Below are 19,116 nucleotides of genomic sequence, written 5' to 3'. Positions count from 1 at the left end.
CGGCTATGAGTCACCGCAGAACGGTTCATCATCCCCCAAACTTACAAGGGTGATCAGGGTCGGAACTCGGCGTCCGGCATGACGGCGATGTCCAGGAGCAGCGGCTCGGTGCGCGATGCGAGCGTGGGGACGACCTCGTCGAGTGTCGCGAGGAGATCGCCGTGGGAGTCCAGCCGGATCGCCGGACAGCCGAAGGAGCGCGCCATCGCGGAGAGACTGACCTCGGTGAACGCGGGCCAGGGGGCCTTACCCGCGCCGTTCTTCTCCGCCAGCCGGTCCATGACCGCATAGCGGCCGTTGGCCAGCACGACGAACAGCGCGCCCACCCCATAGTGCGCCGCACTCCACAGCGCCTGGATGCCGTAGATCGCCGACCCGTCCCCGACGACCCCGACCACCGGCCGGTACGGCAGGGCCATGCGGAGGCCGACGGCCGCCGGAAGCGCGAAGCCGAGCCCGCCCATGGCGGCGGAGACGAAGCCCAGCGGCCGCCTGGCCGGCAGCAGCCGGTGCAGATCCGGCCGGGACGACGGGGTCTCCTCCACCACGATCGCCTCCGGCGGAAGCCGTACGGCGAGCTCGTGCAGGACATGAGCGGCGCGCAACGGCCCATCGGAGCGAGCCGGCGGCGGAGGGCTCGCCGTACGCAGGGCCTGCGGGGCGGCGGGCCGCTCGGGAAGCATGTCCGCCAGTCGCGCGCAGGCCGCCGCGGGATCGGCCAGCACAGCCAGCACGGCCGGGCTGCGGTGCACCTCGGCGGGGTCGTCGCTCACGACGGCGATCCGGGTGCCGGTCTCGACGAGCGGCCCGGATTCGTAGGGGTACTGCCGGAACGCCGCCGCTCCGACCACCAGGACGAGATCGTGCCCCGTCAGCGCGCCCCGCAGTCCCGAACGATCGGCGGGGAGGAACCCGGCGAACCGCGGATGGTCCTGCGGGAAGCCGGCCCGGGCGCCGAACGACTCCTGCCAGACCGGGCAGCCGAGCCGATCGGCGAGCGCGACCAGACCGGCCCAGGCTTCGGCCGAGTCCGCGCCGGCGCCGACCACCAGCGCGGGCGCGTCCGCTTCCGTGATCAGCGAGGCGAGCGGGGCGAGATCGCGGTCGCCGACCGCGGCGGGCCGCACCACCGCGGTCGGCGCGGCCTCGACGGTGCCGTCCCACTCCGCCGACCAGTCGTCCATCGGCACGATCACGAGCGCGGGACCGCGACCGGTGACGGCCTCGTGCCGGGCACGGGCGATGGCTCCCGGAACGTCCTGGGCGCGGACGGGCTGTTCGGTCCAGACGGGATAATCTCCGGCCAGACCATGCAGCCGACCGGCGAGGAACGGCTCCAGCGCCAGGTGCCGCCGGTCCTGCTGGCCGACGACGACCACGACGGGGGCTCGGTTGGCCCGGGCCGTGGCGATGGCCGATACCGCGTTGCCGAGCCCGGCCGTGGTGTGGAGCAGCGCGACGGCAGGCTCGCCGTGGGCGATGGCCCATCCCGTCGCCATCCCGACGACCGAACCCTCGTGCAGCGCGAGTATGAACTCCAGATCATCCGGCATCCCCGCCAGCAGCGGAACCTCCGTCGACCCGGGGTTGCTGAAGATCGTCGTCATGCCGGTACGGCGGAGCACCTCGAAAGTGGCGTCCCTGACGGTGCTCATCGGGCCCGTGCTCATCTGCTCTCCTTCGCTCGCTGGATCTGGGCGTAGACCTCCCCGCGCAATTCGGCGAATCGGGGGAGCGCCCGGGTGACAAGCTGATCCCGTCCGGCCGGCAGGTCGATCTTGAGGTCCTCGAGCACCACGGTGGGCGAGGCGGACAGCACGATCACGCGCCCGCCCAGGTAGACGGCCTCGTCGATGTCGTGGGTGACGAACAGGATCGTCATCCCGAGACGCTGCCAGATCCGGAGGATGAGATCCTCCAGCTCGGCTCGGGTCTGGGCGTCCACGGCCGCGAACGGCTCGTCCATGAGCAGCACCTGCGGCTCGTAGGCGATGGCCCGCGCGATCGCCACCCGCTGCTGCATGCCGCCGGAAAGCTGCCAGGGGTGGGCGTCCGGCACGTCGGCGAGCCCGACCGCCTCCAGCGACTCGGCGACGAGGTCCGCGCGCCGGTCCCGAGGCACCTTCTTCTCCTTGAGCGGCAGCTCCACGTTCTGCCGGACCGTCATCCAGGGGAACAGGCTCCTGCCGTACTCCTGGAAGACCAGCGCCATACCGCGCGGCGGCCCGGTGACCTGCACTCCCCCGAGCTTCACGCTGCCGCCGGTACGGGCCAGCAGCCCGGCGACGCACCGCAGCAGCGTGGTCTTCCCGCATCCGGACGGCCCGACGACGCAGACCAGTTCGCCCTCGCCCACGTCGAACGTGAGATCGCGAACGGCCTCCACGCCGCGCCCCTCATAGACCTTGCGCAGGCCACGAACCTCAAGCACTGTGCACCTCGAACACGGGGAACCTCAAACACGGGGAATCTCAAACACGGGGAATCTCAAACACGGGGAATCTCGAACACGTCAACCACGATGGCTCCAATGCCAGAACAGGACCCGGCGCTCGATCCTCCGGAATACGACGGACAGGGCTAAGCCCAGGAGGCCGAGCAGGAGGATGCCGCTCCACATCTCAGGGATCTCGAACCCGCGCTGGAACAACACGATCGTGAAGCCGAGCCCGCTGCTGCTGGCGAACATCTCACTGATCACCATGAGGATGATCCCGACGGAGAGCGCCTGCCTGAGCCCGGCCATGATCTGCGGGCTCGCCCCGCGCAGGACCAGGTGGCGCAGCCGGCTCACCCGGCCGACGCCGTACATGTGGCAGGTGTCGGCGAGCACCTGGTCCAGGGCACGCACCCCCTCCACCGTGTTGAGCAGGATGGGCCAGACGCAGCCGGACACGATCACCAGGACCTTCATCGTGGTGTCGATGCCGGCCAGCAGCATGATCAGCGGGACCAGGACGGGCGGCGGGATCGCCCGGAAGAACTCCAGCACCGGCTCGGCCACGGCCCGCAGGCGCGGGACCAACCCGATCGGCACGCCGAGGCCGACTCCGAGCAGGGTGGCCACGGCGTAACCGGCGAGCAGCCGCCCGACGCTGGGCAGCGCGTCGTCGAGCAGCCGGGGGCCGAGCCAGGTCTCCGCGAAAGCCCGCCCCACCTCGCTGGGCCGAGGCAGATAGAAACTCTCCGAGGCGGCGCTGATCCCCCACCAGGCGAGCACGAGCAGCATGGGCAGCCCGAACAGTCTGAGCAGTCTGAGCGCGAACCCGGGCCACCCGGGCCACCCGGGCCGTCGGGGCCGCTCAGGCAGGCCGCGCGGGCCGGCGCCGCGCGCCGTCCGCCCCTCCCTGTCTCGCACGTCTGCCCTGTCGTCGGCGGTCACGCGGGCACCTCTCCTCGCACGGAGGGGTGCCAGGCCAGGACACGGCGTTCCAGCAGGCGGACCCCGGCGTTGACCGCGATGCCGACCAGCCCGGCCAGCACGACCAGCGCGTACACCGCGGTGACCGCCCCGCTGCTCTGCGCGACCTGGATCTCCAGCCCGAGCCCCGGGCTGCCGATGACGAGTTCGGCGGTGACCGCCAGGATGAACGCCACCGCCGCGGCGAGCCGCAGTCCCGTCATCACGTACGGCAGGGCCGTCGGCCAGATGAGGTGCCGCAGGCGGGCCGGCCAGCCCAGGCCGTAGGCTCGGGCGGTGTCGGCGGCGACGTCGTCCACGTCGGCGACGCCGTACAGGACCTGGATGAGCACCTGCCAGAACGCGGCGTAGATCACAAGCAGCAGGGTGGAGCCGAGGGACGCGCCGAACAGCAGGGTCGCCAACGGGATCAGGGCCACCGAGGGGATCGGCCGCAGGAACTCGACGGTGGAGTGTGTGGCGGCCCGCAACCCCGGGATCAACCCGATGACCAGGCCGGTCACGACCGCTGCGCAGAACGCGATGGCGAGGCCGATTCCCCAGCCGCGCAACGTCTCGCCCATCGCGGTCCACAGCTGGGCCGTGGTGAGTTGCGCGCCCAGCTCACCGAAGATCTGGGAGGCGGGCGGCAGGAAGCGGGGGTCCACCAGGCCCAGCCTGGGCACGGCCTCCATCAGGGCCACGAGCCCGGCCAGTCCGGCGATGCCGTACCAGAACCGGTTCACGACCGCCTCCTGCCGCCGCCTGACCAGATCACGAGAGCAGCGCCGCCACGTCGACCTTGGACTTCAGCACGCCGTCGGCGAGTGCGTCGTCCGCGATCGTCTGGATCGAGTCCCGGTCGACCGTGGTCGGCCACTTCGGAAGCGTGATCTTGGCGATCAGGTCGGCGTCGATCTTGGTGTAGGTCTTGAGGATGTCCCGCGACTCGTCGGGGTGCTGCTGCGCGTATTCCAGCGACTCGTTCATCGCGGCGGTGAAGCGCTTGACCAGGTCGGGGTCGGTCTTGCCCGAGGTGAAGTACATCGCCACGGTCAGGTTGGGCGCGGCGTCGGCGAAGTTCCAGGCGACGGGGCGGGCGCCCTGCGAGATCGCCTGGGTGACGAACGGCTCCACCACCCAGATCGCGTCGACCCGGCCGTTCTGAAGGGCCGCGGGGGCATCGGGGAAGGGCAGCTCCACGAACTTCAACTGGGACGGGTCTCCGCCGGCCTTGCGCACCGAGGCGCGGATCGTGGTGTCGCCGATGTTCTTCAACTGGTTGACCGACACCGTCTTGCCCGCCAGGTCGGCGGCCGTCTTGATCGGGCTGTCGGGCTTGACGAGCACGGCGCTGAAATCCTTGCCCTGCTCCCCGGTGGAGGAGTTGCCGTTGGCCACGACCTTCAGGTCGAGCCCCTGGTCGCGGGCGGCCAGCAGGGACGTGATGTTGGCGAAGGCGAACTGGAACTGCCCGCTGACGACGCCGGACACGCTGGCCGCCCCGCCCTGGACGGGGGTGATGGTCAGGTCGATGTTCTGCTTGTCGAAGAAGCCTTTGGCCTTGCCGAGGTGGATGGGCGCGGTGTCCACGATGGAGATCACGCCGGCGTCGACCTTGTCCTTACCCGAGCCATCCTTGCCCGAGGCGTCCGTCCCGGTGGACCCGCACGCGGCCGCGACCAGAAGGAGGACGGCTGCCAGCAGGGACGTGCGCAAGGAGGTGCTTAAGGAGGTGCTTGAGGAACGATGCATTGGGCACTCCGATGGGCGTTCGCTATACGAACAATCGTTCTCGAATGGCACGTATTGTGTGGAAACTACGCCACCCTTACAAGGCCCGTCAATAGTGAACACCCCCTCTTCCACCGCTGTCCGACCGATATGAGAATCTCCGTACGGATGTCGAACGACCGGGGTATCAATCCGGCAGGAGGTGGGTGGCCGATGGCGGATGAGTATGTGCAGTCACTGGCACGTGGCCTGGCGGTGATCCGGGCATTCGACGCCACGGAGCCCGAACTGACGCTGAGCGAGGTCGCCCGCAAGACCGGGCTGACCCGCGCCACGGCCCGCCGGTTCCTGCTGACGTTGACCGATCTGGGCTACGTGCGTACCGACGGACGGCTGTTCTCCCTCTCGCCACGCGTTCTGGAGCTCGGATACGCCTACCTGTCGAGCCTGTCACTGCCCGAGGTCGCCCTGCCGCATCTGGAACGGCTGGTCACCGAGGTGCACGAGTCGGCGTCGGTCTGCGTACTCGACGACACCGACATCGTTTACGTGGCCCGCGTCCCGACCGCGCGGATCATGCGGGTGACGATCGCGATCGGCACGCGCTTCCCCGCGTACTGCACCTCGATGGGCCGGGTGCTGCTGGCGTGGCTCCCCCCGGGTGAACTCGAAGCGCACCTCACCCGCGCGCCGCTGGGCCGTCTGACCTCGCACACGACCACCTCACCCGTGACGCTCCGGGCGGAACTGGAGCGGGTACGGGCGCAGGGCTGGGCGCTGGTCGACCAGGAACTGGAGGAGGGGCTGCGCTCGATCGCGGCTCCGATCAGAGACCGCACCGGGAGAGTGGCGGCGGCCGTCAACGTGTCGTCGCATGTCGGCCGGACCACGCTCGAGTCCGCGCGGCGCGACCTGCTCCCCCCGCTGCTCGCCACCGCGGCCAGGATCGAAGCCGACCTCCACGCAACCGCTTGACAACGTTGTCAGACGGGCCCCGGATGCGCGATGATCCGAGCGTAGGAGAGAAGCGATCCGGCCGGCCGACCATGAACGACGTGGCCGCATGCGAGAAACCGCGAGATCACGGTTGATGGGGGGTTCGGGTCTCCGCGGCGATCCAGCCGAGGTAGGCGGCGAGTCCGCCCTCGATCGGCAGTGCGACGATCTCGGGAGTGTCGTACGGATGCTCGGCGCGGATGTGCTCGGTCAGCCGATCGACCGACTCGCCGGTGGTCTTCAGCAGCAGCAGGAACTCCTCCGCGGTCTCGATCCGGCCCTCCCACCAGTACGTGCTGGTGATGGGACCGACGAGCTGGGCGCACGCCGCGAGCCGGGCCCCGACGGCGGATCGGGCGAGCGAGGCGGCCCTGTCCCGGTCGTCGACGGCCACCTGAACCTGCACGTACTCCCCCATCTTGCCCCTCCATCTCTCAGACGTACGGATGCCGCCGGCTAGGCGAGGTGGGCGGACAGGTAGCGGCGGACCAGGCGCTTGCACTCGGCGATCAGCTCGGGGTCGCCCTCGGGATCGGCACGGAAGGCGAGCTTGAGCACGGCGTCGGCGGCCTCCACGGCGACCAGGAACGCCCGGCCCAGCGTTTCGTTCCGCGACATTCCGAGCAGCTCGACCGTGAGCGTGCGCAGCCGGTCCGCCACCACCGCACTGTTGTCCAGCGCGGCGTCGAGCGTCCGCCTGGTTCCGGGCAGCGCGGGACCGCCGGGTGCGGCCAGCACCTCGCCGAAGTCCACCACGGCGAATCCGGGGGTGGACCGCTTCATCTGGACGAACTCGTCGATGGCGACGTCCACGACATCGGTCCAGTCGGAGACCCGCTCGGCGGCGAACCGCGTGGCCAGCCGGTCGAGGAACGCGTCGAGGTTGCGCAGCGCGAGAGCGCGGACGAGCGCCTGCTTGTCTCTGAAGAACTGGTAGAAGGTGCCGATCGGCACCTCGGCCCTGCGGGCCACCTCCTTGGTCGTCAGACCGTCGTAGCCGAGTTCGTCGAGCAGCCGAGCGCACTCGTCCAGCATCCGCTCGACCCGCTCCTGGCTGCGACGCTGGGCGGGACGGCGGCGCAGGGTTCCCCCCGGGTCTCCTCCCGCCGTGGCCGTTCCGCCGGAGACTTCGCCCGAGACCTTCGTCATTCCGACATTGTCTCCCCACTTCCTTGCACAACGGTTAACATGACTTCCACTCATGTTATCGGCCACGTCGCCCATGGAAGGGCCGCCGAATGTTCCTCTGGGGTACGGCAACCGCCTCCTACCAGATCGAGGGAGCGGTCGACGAGGACGGCCGCGAGCCGTCCATCTGGGACACGTTCTCACACGAGCCGGGCCGGATCCGCGACGGTCACACCGGGGACGTGGCCTGCGACCACTACCATCGCTGGCCGGAGGACGTGGCGCTCATAGGCCGAGGCCGGCCTGAACGCCTACCGCTTCTCCGTCGCCTGGCCGCGCGTCCTGCCGTCCGGCACGGTCAACCCCGCGGGGCTCGGTTTCTACGACCGACTTGTGGACGCCCTCTGCGAGAGGGGCATCGTCCCGGTTCCGACGCTCTTCCACTGGGATCTGCCGCAGGCACTGGAGGACGAGGGCGGCTGGCTCAACCGCGACACTTCCCGTCGTTTCGCGGATTACGTCGCCGTCGTGGCCGAGCGGCTCTCCGACCGGGTCAAGACGTGGATCACGCTCAACGAACCGTTCGTCCACATGGTGTACGGGTACGGCCTCGGCATGCACGCGCCCGGCAGAACGCTCTTCCTCGACGCGCTGCCGGTGGCCCATCACCAACTGCTCGGGCACGGCCTGGCCGTACAGGCCCTGCGGGCGAGCGGCGCCGAACGCGTGATGATCAGCAACAACTGCACCCCGGTGTGGCCGGCCTCGGACTCACCGGAGGACCTCGCCGCCGCCGAGGCCTACGACACGCTGCACAACCGGCTGTTCAACGACCCCATCCTCATCGGCGCGTATCCCGATCTCACCGTGTACGGCAGGCCGGAACCCGACTTCGTCCGTACGGGTGATCTGGAGACCATCTCCCAGCCCCTCGACGGCCTGGGGATCAACTACTACAACCCCACCCGGATCGCCCGGCCGGGGGCCGAACCCGGCGGCCTGCCGTTCCAGTTCGCCGCCGTCACCGGCTATCCGACCACCGCCTTCGGCTGGCCGGTCGTCCCGGACGGTCTGCGCGAGCTGTTGGAGTCCCTCAGTGCGAGGTACGGCACGGCGCTGCCGCCGATCTACATCACGGAGAACGGCTGCTCCTACGACGGGATCGACGACCAGGAGCGGATCGCCTACCTGGACGGCCATATCGCGGCGGTGCGCGCGGCCGAGGGCGTGGACGTCCGGGGCTATTTCGTCTGGTCGCTGCTGGACAACTTCGAATGGGCGGAGGGGTACCACCAGCGTTTCGGTCTGGTGCACGTCGACTTCGAAACCCAGAAGCGCACGCCCAAGGCGTCCTATCACTGGCTCAGAAACCTGATCGCGAAGCAGGGCCCGGAGATTCAGAGCACCGAGGTTCAGAGCCCGGAGGTTCAGAGCACCGAAACGTGAACGTGATCATAGTGGTTGGCGGTGACCCCGCCGCGGTCTGACATCATCCGCCAGCCGGCGCCGGTGCGCATGTCGTAGAACTTCTGCTGCCAGATGATGTACATGATCCCGTACTCTCTGGCGTGATCGATGCACCACTGCGCCAGGGCGTCGCCACGCGCCTTGGCGACGGCGTCCGGCATGCGTCCGCCGCCGCTCATCATGAAGTCGCAGGCCCGTCCCTTGCCATGCTCGCCCGGGTCTCCGCCGCGCAGGCAGCCGACGCCGAACGGCATCGGGAACTCGCGCATGACCGCATTGCGCACCGTCACCAGCCTCTGGGTGAGGCCGGTGCTGGCTCCGGGCGTCTGGAAGCCGTACTTGGCCAGGCTCCGCTCGACCTCACGCTGTCTGGCCTTGAGCTCCTTGATGTGCGCCTGCAGCTTGTCGATCTCGGCGTCGGCCTCGCGCGACGCTTTACGCTGCTGGTCGATCAGCGACTTGATGCTGTTCAGCCGCTCGGTCTTGGCCCGGGACAGATAGGTCATGGTCGAGATGGAGGACAGGTCGGTCCCCGCGCCGAAAAGCTGCGTCCCGTCGAACCCGCCGCCCATGTAGCTGGTCTGGGCCATCTCGGCGACCTCCCGCTGGGCGGTGCGCAGCCGCACCTTGAGCGTCTTGACCTTCCTGGACGACTTCCTGACCGCGATCTGCGCGTCGTCCAGGCTGATGATCTCTCCGCGGTACGCCTTCGCGAGGGCGGCGGCCTCCTTGGTCAGCTTGCGGATCTTGGCCTGCTGGTCCGGCTCGGCCGCCGCGCCGGGAAATCCGCTGAGCACGCCCAGGATCGCGACTGACATCACCGAGAACCCGACCCGGCGTCTCGACCGCACGCGACCCTCCACTCAAGATCCGGTCCGAACCATAGGAGACGATCCTCGCCTCCGTGACCGGAACAGGAGAAACTCCACCACCAAAAGCAACCTATCTCACACTTTTCCTCGACTTGACGAGCACACCATCGACCAATTCGAGACCAAGACGATACGAATTCGAGTCCTGATGCTCTCTATCCGATCCCTGGCGGCCAGAGAGGGGAGTGATCAGTCGACCGCCTCGCCCCGCTCGCTCAGGCGCTCTTGCCAAGGCCGTACAGAACATGATTCGGTCGGCATGTGCGTGGGACGGCACGCACATCAGGAGGCCCCAATCAGGAGGCACGGGACATGCTGCAGCACGACAGGCTGTTCATCGGGGGCGACTGGGTGGCCCCGGCGGGTACCGGAACGATCGAGGTCATCTCACCGCATTCCGAAGAGGTGGTGGCCCGCGTACCCGAGGGCACCCCTGCGGACATGGACCGGGCGGTGGCCGCGGCCCGGGACGCGTTCGACAACGGGCCCTGGCCCCGGATGACCATGGCCGAGCGTGCCGCCGTCGTCGGCAGGCTGGCCGACATCTACGACTCCCGCCAGGGCGAGATGGCCGAGACCATCACGCTGGAGATGGGTTCTCCGATCACGTTCTCGCAGCTCGCGCAGGCCCCGCAGCCGCTCGGCATGCTGCGCTACTTCGCGGAGCTCGGCCGGACCTTCCCGGTCGAGGAGGAACGACCCGGTCTGTTCGGGCCGGTGCTCGTCCGCCGTGAGCCGGTCGGGGTGGTCGCGGCGATCGTGCCGTGGAACGTGCCGCAGTTCGTCATCATGAGCAAGCTCGCCCCGGCGCTCGTCGCCGGCTGCACCGTCGTGATCAAGCCGGCTCCCGAGACGCCGCTCGACTCCTACCTGCTCGCCGAAATGATCAAGGAGGCCGGGATCCCGGCCGGTGTCGTCAACATCGTCGCGGCGGGCCGCGAGGCCGGCGAGCACCTGGTCTCCCACCCGGACGTCGACAAGGTCGCGTTCACCGGCTCGACCGCGGCGGGCCGCCGCATCGGCGGGATCTGCGGGGAGCAGCTCAAGCGCTGCACGCTGGAGCTGGGCGGCAAATCGGCCGCCATCATCCTGGACGACTGCGACCTGCCGTCCGCCATGGGCTTCCTGTCCATGGCCTCGCTGCTCAACAACGGCCAGGCGTGCGTCGCCCAGACCCGCATCCTCGCCTCACGCGGCCGGTACGACGAGGTGGTCCAGGCGATCGCCGACATGGTGTCCGGCCAGCAGGTCGGCGACCCGAGCGACCCCGCCACCGGCATCGGCCCGCTGGTGGCCGAGCGGCAGCGGGAGCGCGTCGAGGGCTACATCCGGTCCGGGATCGAGGAGGGCGCCAAGCCGGTCGTCGGCGGCCTCGACCGGCCGTTCGACCGGGGCTGGTACGTCGCGCCGACCGTGTTCGCCGGCGTCGACAACGACATGCGCATCGCCAGGGAGGAGATCTTCGGCCCGGTCCTGACCGTGATCGCCTACCAGGACGAGGCCGACGCGATCCGGATCGCCAACGACAGCGACTACGGGCTGTCCGGCTCGGTGTGGACGGCCGACCCCGATCACGGCGTGGCGGTCGCCCGACAGGTCCGCACCGGGACCTACGGGGTCAACATGATGAACACCATGGACCCGAACACGCCCTTCGGCGGCTTCAAGGCCAGCGGGATCGGCCGCGAACTCGGCCCCGAGGGCCTGTCGGCCTACCTGGAGTACAAGTCGATCGCCCGCCTGGGCTGACCCTTCCCTGTGAACGACCCAGTCCTGTACGGCTTCGCGCGGCTCGCGCGGCGGGTGCCGTACAGGACCGGGAGTCCCCGCCCAGCGCGCCCCCGCGACGCTGGGCCCACACCGTTCGCCCCACCCCTGAACGGCGTGCGCCGATCCCCTTATCGGCGGTGCGAAACCCCTCATGGGGGTTGCCCACATTCCTAAAGACGACCCTTAACCCGAAATAGTTCGCGCGATCCACCCGGCAATCTTCCGGATCAGCTCTGGGGTGGCCGCCGCCTCGGCATGGCCGTACCCCGGCTCGACCCACAGCTCCCTGGGCTCCCTCGCGTTGTCGTAGAGCCGATAGGCGTGCTCGAGAGGGAAGAACGGGTCGGCGTCGCCGTGCACGACCAGCAGCGGCGTCGGCGAGATCATCGACACGGCCTCGTACGGCGGGAGCGGGATGGGGTCCCACCCACCGGTGGCGACCCTCGTCCGCTTGACCACGCGGGCCGCGAGCCGTCCGTGCCAGCGCTCGATCGCCCAATGGACCTGTCGCATGGGCCGGGTGCCCCGGTACCACCACCACCCCGGGCCGCTCACCGCCGCGACGGCGTCCACTCCCGGATGCAGGGCGGCCTGCCGTACGGCCACCGCCGCGCCCATCGAGAAGCCGACGGTGGCCACGCGCCGGTATCCGATGGAGCGGGCGTGCTTGACCGCGGCGTCGAGGTCGAGGACCTCCAGATCGCCGACCGTGGACCGGCCGGCCGAGCGCCCGTGCCCGCGGAAGTCGAACGAGACCACGCCGCCGAAGCGGGACAGGACGTGCACGATGCGTCTCGTCGGCGGCTCCCGCCAGGAGCCGGTGAAGCCGTGGGCGACCACGATGCCGAGATCAAGCGAACCATTCGGCGTGTGCGCCGCGTCGAGGCGCACACCGTCCGCCGTGCGCAGCATCGCACCGAAGGCAGGAGCCAGATCCATGGTCACGACGATATTCGTACCGAGGAGCCGCACTCAGAGGAAACCGCGGCTTCACGGCGGGTGGCGCTGGCTACGCCAGGCGGCGGCGAACCTCGTACAGCGACCTCTCCTTGACTGGCTCACCGATGAAACACTCACGCGTGAGACCATCACCGGTGAGAGTCTCATCGATGAGCGTATTCGTCGGCCTGTGTTGCGGGGTGCGGTGCATCCCGTGGGATCGACTAAAATCGGTAGGCCGTACCTGTTATCGCGGCGACAGCGCGTCTCGTCCGTAGTCCGGTTGAGACGCGGGACGGACACCCCGACGAACCCAGAGTGAGACTCGACATGCCTTTGCAAAGCCGCGACGACCTGCGGAACATCGCGATCATCGCGCACGTCGACCACGGCAAGACCACGCTGGTGGACGCCATGCTGTGGCAGTCCGGGGCGTTCCGCGCCAACCAGGACGTCGACGAGCGGGTGATGGACTCCGGCGACCTGGAACGCGAGAAGGGCATCACCATTCTCGCCAAGAACACCGCCGTCAGGCACGGCGAGATGACGCTGAACATCATCGACACACCCGGCCACGCCGACTTCGGCGGCGAGGTCGAACGCGGCCTTTCCATGGTCGACGGCGTCGTCCTGCTGGTCGACGCCTCCGAGGGCCCGCTGCCGCAGACCCGTTTCGTGCTGCGCAAGGCCCTGACCGCCAAGCTGCCGGTGATCCTGTGCATCAACAAGGTGGACCGGCCGGACGCCCGGATCGCCGAGGTGGTCGACGAGGTCTACGAGCTCTTCCTCGACCTCGACGCGACCGAGGACCAGATCGACTTCCCGATCGTCTACGCCTCGGGCAAGGCGGGCCGGGCCTCGCTGACCCGGCCGCAGGACGGTGAGATGCCGGACTCGCCGGACCTCGAGCCGCTGTTCGAGACGATCACGACGACGATCCCGGCGCCCGTCTACGACCCGACCGCGCCGCTGCAGGCGCACGTCACCAACCTCGACGCCTCCAGCTACCTCGGCAGGCTCGCACTCTGCCGGGTCCGCCAGGGGACGATCAAGAAGGGCCAGCAGGTGGCCTGGTGCCGTACCGACGGCACCGTCCAGCGCGTGAAGATCTCCGAGCTGCTCATGACCGAGGCGCTGGAGCGCAAGCCCGCGGCGGAGGCCGGGCCCGGCGACATCATCGCCATCGCCGGCATCCCGGAGATCATGATCGGGGAGACGCTGGCCGACGCCGACGACCCCCGCCCGCTGCCGCTGATCACCGTGGACGAACCGGCGATCTCCATGACCATCGGGACCAACACCAGCCCGCTGGTCGGCAAAGTGAAGGGCGCGAAGGTCACCGCCCGCCTCGTGAAGGACCGCCTGGACAAGGAGCTCGTCGGCAACGTGTCGCTGCGCGTGCTGCCGACCGACAGCCCCGACTCCTGGGAGGTCCAGGGCCGCGGCGAGCTGGCCCTGGCCATCCTCGTCGAGCAGATGCGCCGCGAAGGCTACGAGCTGACCGTCGGCAAGCCGCAGGTCGTCACCAGGACGGTCGACGGAAAGGTGCACGAGCCGGTCGAGCGGCTCACGGTCGACTGCCCGGAGGAGTACCTGGGCGCGGTGACCCAGCTCCTCGCGGTGCGCAAGGGCCGCATGGAGCACATGACCAATCACGGCACCGGCTGGATCCGGATGGAGTTCCTGGTCCCGGCCCGCGGCCTGATCGGGTTCCGTACGGAGTTCCTCACCGAGACCCGGGGCACCGGCCTGGTGCATCACGTGTTCGAGGGCTACGAGCCGTGGTTCGGCGAGCTGCGCACGCGCAACAACGGTTCGCTGGTGGCCGACCGGTCCGGGCAGGTGACCGCGTTCGCCATGCTGAACCTGCAGGAGCGCGGCACGCTGTTCGTCTCCGCGGGCACCGAGGTCTACGAGGGCATGATCATCGGTGAGAACTCCCGCTCCGACGACATGGACGTGAACATCACCAAGGAGAAGAAGCTCACGAACATGCGCTCGTCGACGAGCGAGGAGACGGAGAAGGTGATCCCGCCGCGCGTGCTGTCGCTCGAGCAGGCGCTGGAGTTCATCCGCGACGACGAGTGCGTGGAGATCACCCCGGAGACCGTGCGCATCCGCAAGACCGTGCTCGACGCCGCCAACCGGGGCCGGGCCGCGGCCCGCGCCAAGCGCGCCGGCGGCTGAGCCGACCCGAGCCCCGGTACGAGCCCCGGGGCTCATTCCGGTACGGCAACACCGGGGCAAACTACCTCCCACGAGCGGCGTTTCCCAATCCCCGGGCGGAGCGGGGGCATGCTCTCCTGTGCGCAGAGAGAACGCATCCGGAGGAGCCCTTCATGCTCGGTAAGACCCGTATCGTTTCGGCCGTCAACGCTCTCCTCATCACCGGCGTCGTCGGTGTCTCCGGCGCCGGAGCGGGTGCCGCGAACGCGAACGCCGTGCCGGCGGCCGACGCGGCCAACCGTCAGCCCGACTCGGCGGTCGCCCTGATCAAGGATGTGCACGGAAAGGTGCTCGGCACCTTCCAGATCGGGCATTTCGACCGCAAGAAGCTGTGGGTCACGGTGAACGTCCGGGGGCTCACCCCGGGATTCCACGGCATGCACATCCACACCGCCGGCGTGTGCGACCCGAAGTCCGTCGACAAGGCCACCGGGACCCCGTTCGCCAGTGCGGGCGGCCACCTCGACGTCGGTCACAAGACGCACAACTCCATGGCGGGCGATCTGCCCTCGCTGCTGGCCGCCGCGGACGGCACCGCCATGGCGTCCTTCGCCACCGACCGGTTCAGGCTGAACCAACTCGCGGACAAGAACGGCAGCTCTGTGATCATCCACGCCCTGCCCGACAACCACGCCCACATCCCCGACCGGTACACCCGCCCGAAGGACTCCACCGGCACCGCCGGGCCGGACGCCACCACCCTCAAGACCGGCGACGCCGGCCGCCGCCTCGGCTGCGGCGTATTCGACTACACCTGAGCCCCGACCTCTCTACGCCAGCCCGCTCGGGCACGCCCTGATCGACACCGAACTGTACCTGCAGCGCAAGTACGTCGACCAACCGGCGACGCGGGAACCAGTCTGGCCAGGCCGATCACGTGCTCACCGTCGAAGGTGGCATGCGTCTTACTGGGGGCGTGAAACAATCGCATGTGAGAGGTTTCCTATCGGGCGGGCTGTTGGAAGCGTGAAGAACTCCCACCGTCCCAACTCGGAGGGCACCTCTCACGCATTCAGGAACTAGTCAGATTCCGGCCCATGGATCCAGGCTGAGTCAGATTAAACGATTCGTCCCGTCTCAAAGAGATGCTCGACGAAAAGTTCATGCAGCGCCCCGCTAACAGCCTCACCAGCTTCATCCACGATGAAGACACGTCCAATCTCGGCACTTTGGGTCGCACCATCGAATACCGACAGCGCGCTATGCATAAGCCCGCGCATTACTTCAAATATTGCTGCATTTACTTCCTCGGCATGCTCCGAATCGACCAGCAGTCCTCGAATTGCGCCTACCGCCCTCTGGTTATCGGCCCAAGCGATGTCAGCCTCTGGGTCAGTGAGTACCTCGCTGGCGGTGGAGGCCCACCAGTCAACCGCTCCAGCCAGGTCCTCTAGGACTGCCCTCTGAAGATTCTCGTCCACCAAATCTCCCACTCTCTACTTGTAGAAATACTGACCGTATTTGTGATCAATATATCTAGCGAAGCGGATGATCTCACTTGCTGTTGGCTTATGGCCTAGCTTTCTCTCCCAGCGACGCCATTCGGTCGTGATTTTGGAGTGAATTCCAGGATCGACCCCACGCAGGAACTGATTTTCATGAATATTCACACCGGCTTCCCACATAGTCTCCTCATATTTCTGGGGTAGCGAGTGGTGGACCTGATAATTTTTCGGCATGCCAGGATTTGCTTTTAGGAAACTATTACGATAATTCCCTGCATGCGCACATGGACTTGTATTGTGAACGAGAACTGCCTGGTTGCCCGCAAGGACATGGTACGCATGGATACCACCGATAGTCAGGTTATAGACTCGCTGGCCATCTTGATGGTAGGAGTTAAGATCTAAAATTTCTAGCGTGTCACCGCCAAGAGTACTCAACCGCATCCCCGGTTGCAGGTCCTTGGCGTTGAACCAATGACCTTGGTCCTCTGACCAGAAGGGGTGCTGGTCTGTGGCGATGACGGTGCCAGTCTTGTCCCCGCGCGGGCCGTCGGTGTCGACCGTGATCTGGACGAGGTTCTTTTCACCCTGTCCCGTGATGAGCGCGACCACCGGCCGAGGCTCTGTCTTGCCCGTGACAGGGTCGGTAGCCAAAACTTCGTCGCCGACTTCAACTTTCTCAATGGCCTTATGGCTGCCATCACTCAGCAATACTTCAGTTCCTGGCACGAAGCTATTACAGTCAGGCTTTCGCGATTTAGCCAAAGGCTTTTCGATCTTGGAAAACTTTGGGCCCATCTTAGCCAAGAAGAATGAACCCACCTTGGAACCGACAGTCCCGAGAACCATTGCGGCAACATCTTCGACCCCAAATCCTGCTATCAACAGGCCGGTGGCCACGATGCCTAGCGCCTCACCCCAGTCAAACTCCGCGCTACCCCCCTTGCCAACTTGATTAATGCAGTACAGCATCGCCGCAAACTCCCCCGAAGCACAGAATCGACCCTCTTCGATCCCGCCTTCAATGGCGTAAGCTTTTGCAAGTTCACGAAGACGCTGCTGCGCCCCTTTCTTGGCTTGATTCTGGCACCATTTCTTACTGTGCTGGGCTACGCACGCGTTCCACTTCTCCTGCGCTAATATTTGCTGACACTGAGGCGAACTTTGGGCACGATTAGCCTCTTCGCTGCAATCGCCGTTGAGCGGAGCAAGGCCGCTGGGGTCGGACATGCCGATGGGGTTGTTACCTGCGTAGCCGTAGGGGTTGGCCCATTGGGGTTTGCGTAGGTCGAGGAGGGGGTCGGTGGAGATGAATTTGGCGACGGCGGGGTCGTAGTAGCGGGCGGACAGGTAGGTCAGGCCGGTGGAATCGTCTTCGACCTTGCCGAGGAAGCCCAGGTCGGTGAAGGGCAGGTCGTCGGTGCCGCGGCGCTGGCCGAAGGGCAGGTAGCGTTCGCGGGAGACGGTGCCGGTGTGGTCGTTGACGGCGAGCTGGGTCGAGCCGTGCAGGCCGGCCATGAGCCAGGTGACACCGTCACCGCCGATCCGCATGGCGACCATGGCGCCGTCAAGGGAGGTGTAGTAGCGCTTTCCGGTGATGGCGTGTCCGTTGACCTCGATCTCCATCGAACCGAGATACAGGGTGGCCTTGCCGCCCGGATCGCGCCGGATCAGGCGCTCGCCGTCGGCGTCGTAGACCATCGTGGTGTCCTGGCCGTCGATGGTGGCCTTGTCCAGCTGGCCGAGCTCGTTCCAGGTGAGGGTGCCGTTCTTGCTTGCGACGGTGCGGGAGGTCAGCTGGCCGGCCGCGTCGTAGGCGTAGGTGTCGGTGCCGGTGGGGTGGGTGATGGAGGTGACCGCGTTCGGGCGTACCGCCGACGCCCCGGCCTGGGGGTAGGTATAGGCGGCGGTCTGCCCGCCATCGGTCAGGCCGGTGATGTTGCCGACGCCGTCGTAGGCGAAGGACTGGGCGTAGGGGTCGATGCCCTGGTTGTCGGTCGAGCCGGTGCCCGTCCCGCAGGTGGTGGCGGTGGTGGTCCAGGCCTGGGACAGGCGGTGCAGCCCGTCGTAGGTGAAGCACTCCGACTGCCCGGGGCTGGCTCCGCTGGCGGTGGCGGCGTCCAGGATGCGGGTGATCTCGCCGGAGATGTCGTAGGTGTAGCGGTCGTCCTGGGTGATCACCGGGTTGAGGGTGTCGGCCTTGGTCGAGGTGGTGACCCCCCTGAGCCATCCGGTCGACTCGTCCCACTCCAACGCGCGTTTGATCTTCCCGCCCGCGCCGTAGGCGCGTTCGGTCAGCCGTCCGGTGGGTGAGTAGGCGGTGGCGTTCACGTAGGTGAACCCACCGCCGACGTCGGAGGTCATCCCATGGGGGAGGTCGAGGTCGGTGTAGGTGGAGGTGACCGTCTCGGCCGGGAGGCCGCCGGCGGCGGGCATGGTGTACGTGGCGATCTGCCCGGTGAGGGTGTAGCTGGTCGCGAAGGCATACGTCCCGGCCAGCAATCCTTCCGAGGAGGGGACGGTCAGGGTGGAGCCGGTGGGGCGGCCCATGTTGTCGTAGCCGGTGACCGTGTCCGTGTAGGCGTTGCCGCCGGTGTAGCGGGTGGCGGAGGTCAGCTTGCCCTTGGCGAGCGTGTCGTAGGTCCATTCGGCGAGCTTGGTCCCGGAGTCGGGTTCCCCGGACCACGTGGCGGTCTTCCGGCCGAGGTCGTCGTAGGTGTGGGAGACCTTCTGTCCCTTGCCGTCGGTGGACCACAGCAGGTGCCCGGCGTCGTCGTAGGCCTGCTGGGAGTCGCCGGCGTCGGGGTCGTGGCCGCCGGTGCGGCGGCCGAGCAGGTCGTAGGTGAAGGTGCGGACGTTGCCGTTCGCGTCGACCTGCTTGACCATCCGGCCGTTGCGGTCGTAGGCGTAGGTGGTGGTGTGGAAGTCGGGGATGGTGACGGTGACCGTCTGCCAGGGCGTCCAGTCGGAGCGGAGGGCGCCCTTGACGGCGCGGGCGCGCCAGCGGATCTTCCAGCCGTCGCTGAGTGTTCCGGCGGGGATGGTGACGGTCGCATCGGCCCCGGAGGTCACATTGGCGGCGGTGCCGGTCCAGATGCTCCCGGTGCCGTGGGCGGTGTCGGCCGGGTCGTGCTCGACC

At 67.8% G+C, this 19,116-nt stretch carries 15 protein-coding genes and 1 pseudogene; 5 read left to right on the top strand and 11 right to left on the bottom strand.

The window, feature by feature from the left end:
- Window positions 1-53: 53 nt before the first annotated feature.
- From ACFHYQ_RS18100 to ACFHYQ_RS18080, 5 genes are all read right to left on the bottom strand, one after another.
- Window positions 54-1,670 (bottom strand): thiamine pyrophosphate-dependent enzyme, encoded by a 1,617-nt coding sequence (locus ACFHYQ_RS18100; RefSeq protein ID WP_394302338.1) that lies wholly within the window; start codon window positions 1,668-1,670, stop codon window positions 54-56.
- Window positions 1,667-2,431 carry an ABC transporter ATP-binding protein gene (locus tag ACFHYQ_RS18095; protein WP_394302337.1) on the bottom strand — a complete coding sequence of 255 codons (765 nt, stop codon included), beginning with the start codon at window positions 2,429-2,431 and terminating at the stop codon, window positions 1,667-1,669. The genes ACFHYQ_RS18100 and ACFHYQ_RS18095 overlap by 4 nt, the downstream gene beginning before the upstream one ends.
- 81 nt (window positions 2,432-2,512) lie before the next feature.
- Window positions 2,513-3,229 carry an ABC transporter permease gene (locus ACFHYQ_RS18090; RefSeq protein WP_394302407.1) on the bottom strand — a complete coding sequence of 239 codons (717 nt, stop codon included), beginning with the start codon at window positions 3,227-3,229 and terminating at the stop codon, window positions 2,513-2,515.
- A gap of 149 nt (window positions 3,230-3,378) precedes the next feature.
- Window positions 3,379-4,095: an ABC transporter permease gene (locus ACFHYQ_RS18085; protein WP_394302406.1), complete on the bottom strand. Its 717-nt coding sequence runs from the start codon at window positions 4,093-4,095 to the stop codon at window positions 3,379-3,381.
- A gap of 79 nt (window positions 4,096-4,174) precedes the next feature.
- Window positions 4,175-5,155, bottom strand: coding sequence for an ABC transporter substrate-binding protein (locus ACFHYQ_RS18080; RefSeq protein ID WP_394302336.1), 981 nt, complete (start codon window positions 5,153-5,155; stop codon window positions 4,175-4,177).
- A gap of 192 nt (window positions 5,156-5,347) precedes the next feature.
- Between ACFHYQ_RS18080 and ACFHYQ_RS18075 the strand changes: the two genes are divergently transcribed.
- The gene (locus ACFHYQ_RS18075; RefSeq protein ID WP_394302335.1) at window positions 5,348-6,109 is read left to right on the top strand and encodes an IclR family transcriptional regulator domain-containing protein; all 762 of its coding nucleotides are present in this window, start codon (window positions 5,348-5,350) and stop codon (window positions 6,107-6,109) included.
- A 106-nt stretch (window positions 6,110-6,215) separates the two neighbouring features.
- On the opposite strand, the gene cutA is transcribed toward ACFHYQ_RS18075, so the two are convergent.
- Entirely contained in the window at window positions 6,216-6,548 is a 333-nt protein-coding gene (cutA, locus tag ACFHYQ_RS18070) for a divalent-cation tolerance protein CutA (protein WP_394302334.1), read from the bottom strand.
- Window positions 6,549-6,586: 38 nt separating this feature from the next.
- On the bottom strand, window positions 6,587-7,279 hold the full coding sequence (locus ACFHYQ_RS18065; RefSeq protein WP_394302333.1) for a TetR/AcrR family transcriptional regulator: 693 nt from the start codon (window positions 7,277-7,279) through the stop codon (window positions 6,587-6,589).
- 89 nt (window positions 7,280-7,368) lie between these two features.
- On the opposite strand from ACFHYQ_RS18065, the pseudogene ACFHYQ_RS18060 reads away from it, so the two are divergent.
- Window positions 7,369-8,704, top strand: a pseudogene (locus ACFHYQ_RS18060) (GH1 family beta-glucosidase).
- Here ACFHYQ_RS18060 and ACFHYQ_RS18055 read toward each other — a convergent pair.
- On the bottom strand, window positions 8,686-9,576 hold the full coding sequence (locus ACFHYQ_RS18055; RefSeq protein ID WP_394302332.1) for a coiled-coil domain-containing protein: 891 nt from the start codon (window positions 9,574-9,576) through the stop codon (window positions 8,686-8,688). The pseudogene ACFHYQ_RS18060 and the gene ACFHYQ_RS18055 sit on opposite strands and share 19 nt — an antisense overlap.
- Window positions 9,577-9,909: 333 nt before the next feature.
- On the opposite strand from ACFHYQ_RS18055, the gene ACFHYQ_RS18050 reads away from it, so the two are divergent.
- Complete coding sequence (locus ACFHYQ_RS18050; RefSeq protein WP_394302331.1) at window positions 9,910-11,346, top strand: aldehyde dehydrogenase; 1,437 nt, start codon at window positions 9,910-9,912, stop codon at window positions 11,344-11,346.
- A 204-nt stretch (window positions 11,347-11,550) separates the two neighbouring features.
- Here ACFHYQ_RS18050 and ACFHYQ_RS18045 read toward each other — a convergent pair whose 3' ends face one another.
- Window positions 11,551-12,306 carry an alpha/beta hydrolase gene (locus tag ACFHYQ_RS18045; protein ID WP_394302330.1) on the bottom strand — a complete coding sequence of 252 codons (756 nt, stop codon included), beginning with the start codon at window positions 12,304-12,306 and terminating at the stop codon, window positions 11,551-11,553.
- A gap of 330 nt (window positions 12,307-12,636) precedes the next feature.
- Between ACFHYQ_RS18045 and typA the strand changes: the two genes are divergently transcribed.
- Together typA and ACFHYQ_RS18035 are read left to right on the top strand one after the other, a co-directional pair.
- Window positions 12,637-14,493, top strand: a complete 1,857-nt coding sequence (typA, locus tag ACFHYQ_RS18040; protein ID WP_394302329.1) for a translational GTPase TypA — start codon at window positions 12,637-12,639, stop codon at window positions 14,491-14,493.
- 152 nt (window positions 14,494-14,645) lie between these two features.
- Entirely contained in the window at window positions 14,646-15,290 is a 645-nt protein-coding gene (locus tag ACFHYQ_RS18035) for a superoxide dismutase family protein (RefSeq protein ID WP_394302328.1), read from the top strand.
- Window positions 15,291-15,590: 300 nt separating this feature from the next.
- Here ACFHYQ_RS18035 and ACFHYQ_RS18030 read toward each other — a convergent pair whose 3' ends face one another.
- Together ACFHYQ_RS18030 and ACFHYQ_RS18025 are read right to left on the bottom strand one after the other, a co-directional pair.
- The gene (locus ACFHYQ_RS18030; RefSeq protein WP_394302327.1) at window positions 15,591-15,953 is read right to left on the bottom strand and encodes a hypothetical protein; all 363 of its coding nucleotides are present in this window, start codon (window positions 15,951-15,953) and stop codon (window positions 15,591-15,593) included.
- Between the two features lie 15 nt (window positions 15,954-15,968).
- On the bottom strand, window positions 15,969-19,116 hold a 3,148-nt coding region (locus ACFHYQ_RS18025), incomplete at its 5' end, for a polymorphic toxin-type HINT domain-containing protein (protein ID WP_394302326.1).

This window comes from Sphaerimonospora cavernae (assembly GCF_042435035.1).
In the GTDB taxonomy this organism is placed as follows: Bacteria; Actinomycetota; Actinomycetes; order Streptosporangiales; family Streptosporangiaceae; genus Sphaerimonospora; species Sphaerimonospora cavernae.
This window is presented reverse-complemented; position numbering and strand designations above follow the sequence as displayed.

What these genes read in the sequence shown, in the direction of transcription:
- ACFHYQ_RS18100 (WP_394302338.1), bottom strand. Translation starts at nt 1,670, where the DNA reads ATGAGCACGGGCCCGATGAGCACCGTCAGGGACGCCACTTTCGAGGTG.
- ACFHYQ_RS18090 (WP_394302407.1), bottom strand. Translation starts at nt 3,229, where the DNA reads ATGCTGCTCGTGCTCGCCTGGTGGGGGATCAGCGCCGCCTCGGAGAGT.
- ACFHYQ_RS18085 (WP_394302406.1), bottom strand. Translation starts at nt 4,095, where the DNA reads ATGGAGGCCGTGCCCAGGCTGGGCCTGGTGGACCCCCGCTTCCTGCCG.
- ACFHYQ_RS18080 (WP_394302336.1), bottom strand. Translation starts at nt 5,155, where the DNA reads ATGCATCGTTCCTCAAGCACCTCCTTAAGCACCTCCTTGCGCACGTCC.
- ACFHYQ_RS18075 (WP_394302335.1), top strand. Translation starts at nt 5,348, where the DNA reads ATGGCGGATGAGTATGTGCAGTCACTGGCACGTGGCCTGGCGGTGATC.
- cutA (WP_394302334.1), bottom strand. Translation starts at nt 6,548, where the DNA reads ATGGGGGAGTACGTGCAGGTTCAGGTGGCCGTCGACGACCGGGACAGG.
- ACFHYQ_RS18065 (WP_394302333.1), bottom strand. Translation starts at nt 7,279, where the DNA reads ATGACGAAGGTCTCGGGCGAAGTCTCCGGCGGAACGGCCACGGCGGGA.
- ACFHYQ_RS18050 (WP_394302331.1), top strand. Translation starts at nt 9,910, where the DNA reads ATGCTGCAGCACGACAGGCTGTTCATCGGGGGCGACTGGGTGGCCCCG.
- ACFHYQ_RS18045 (WP_394302330.1), bottom strand. Translation starts at nt 12,306, where the DNA reads ATGGATCTGGCTCCTGCCTTCGGTGCGATGCTGCGCACGGCGGACGGT.
- typA (WP_394302329.1), top strand. Translation starts at nt 12,637, where the DNA reads ATGCCTTTGCAAAGCCGCGACGACCTGCGGAACATCGCGATCATCGCG.
- ACFHYQ_RS18035 (WP_394302328.1), top strand. Translation starts at nt 14,646, where the DNA reads ATGCTCGGTAAGACCCGTATCGTTTCGGCCGTCAACGCTCTCCTCATC.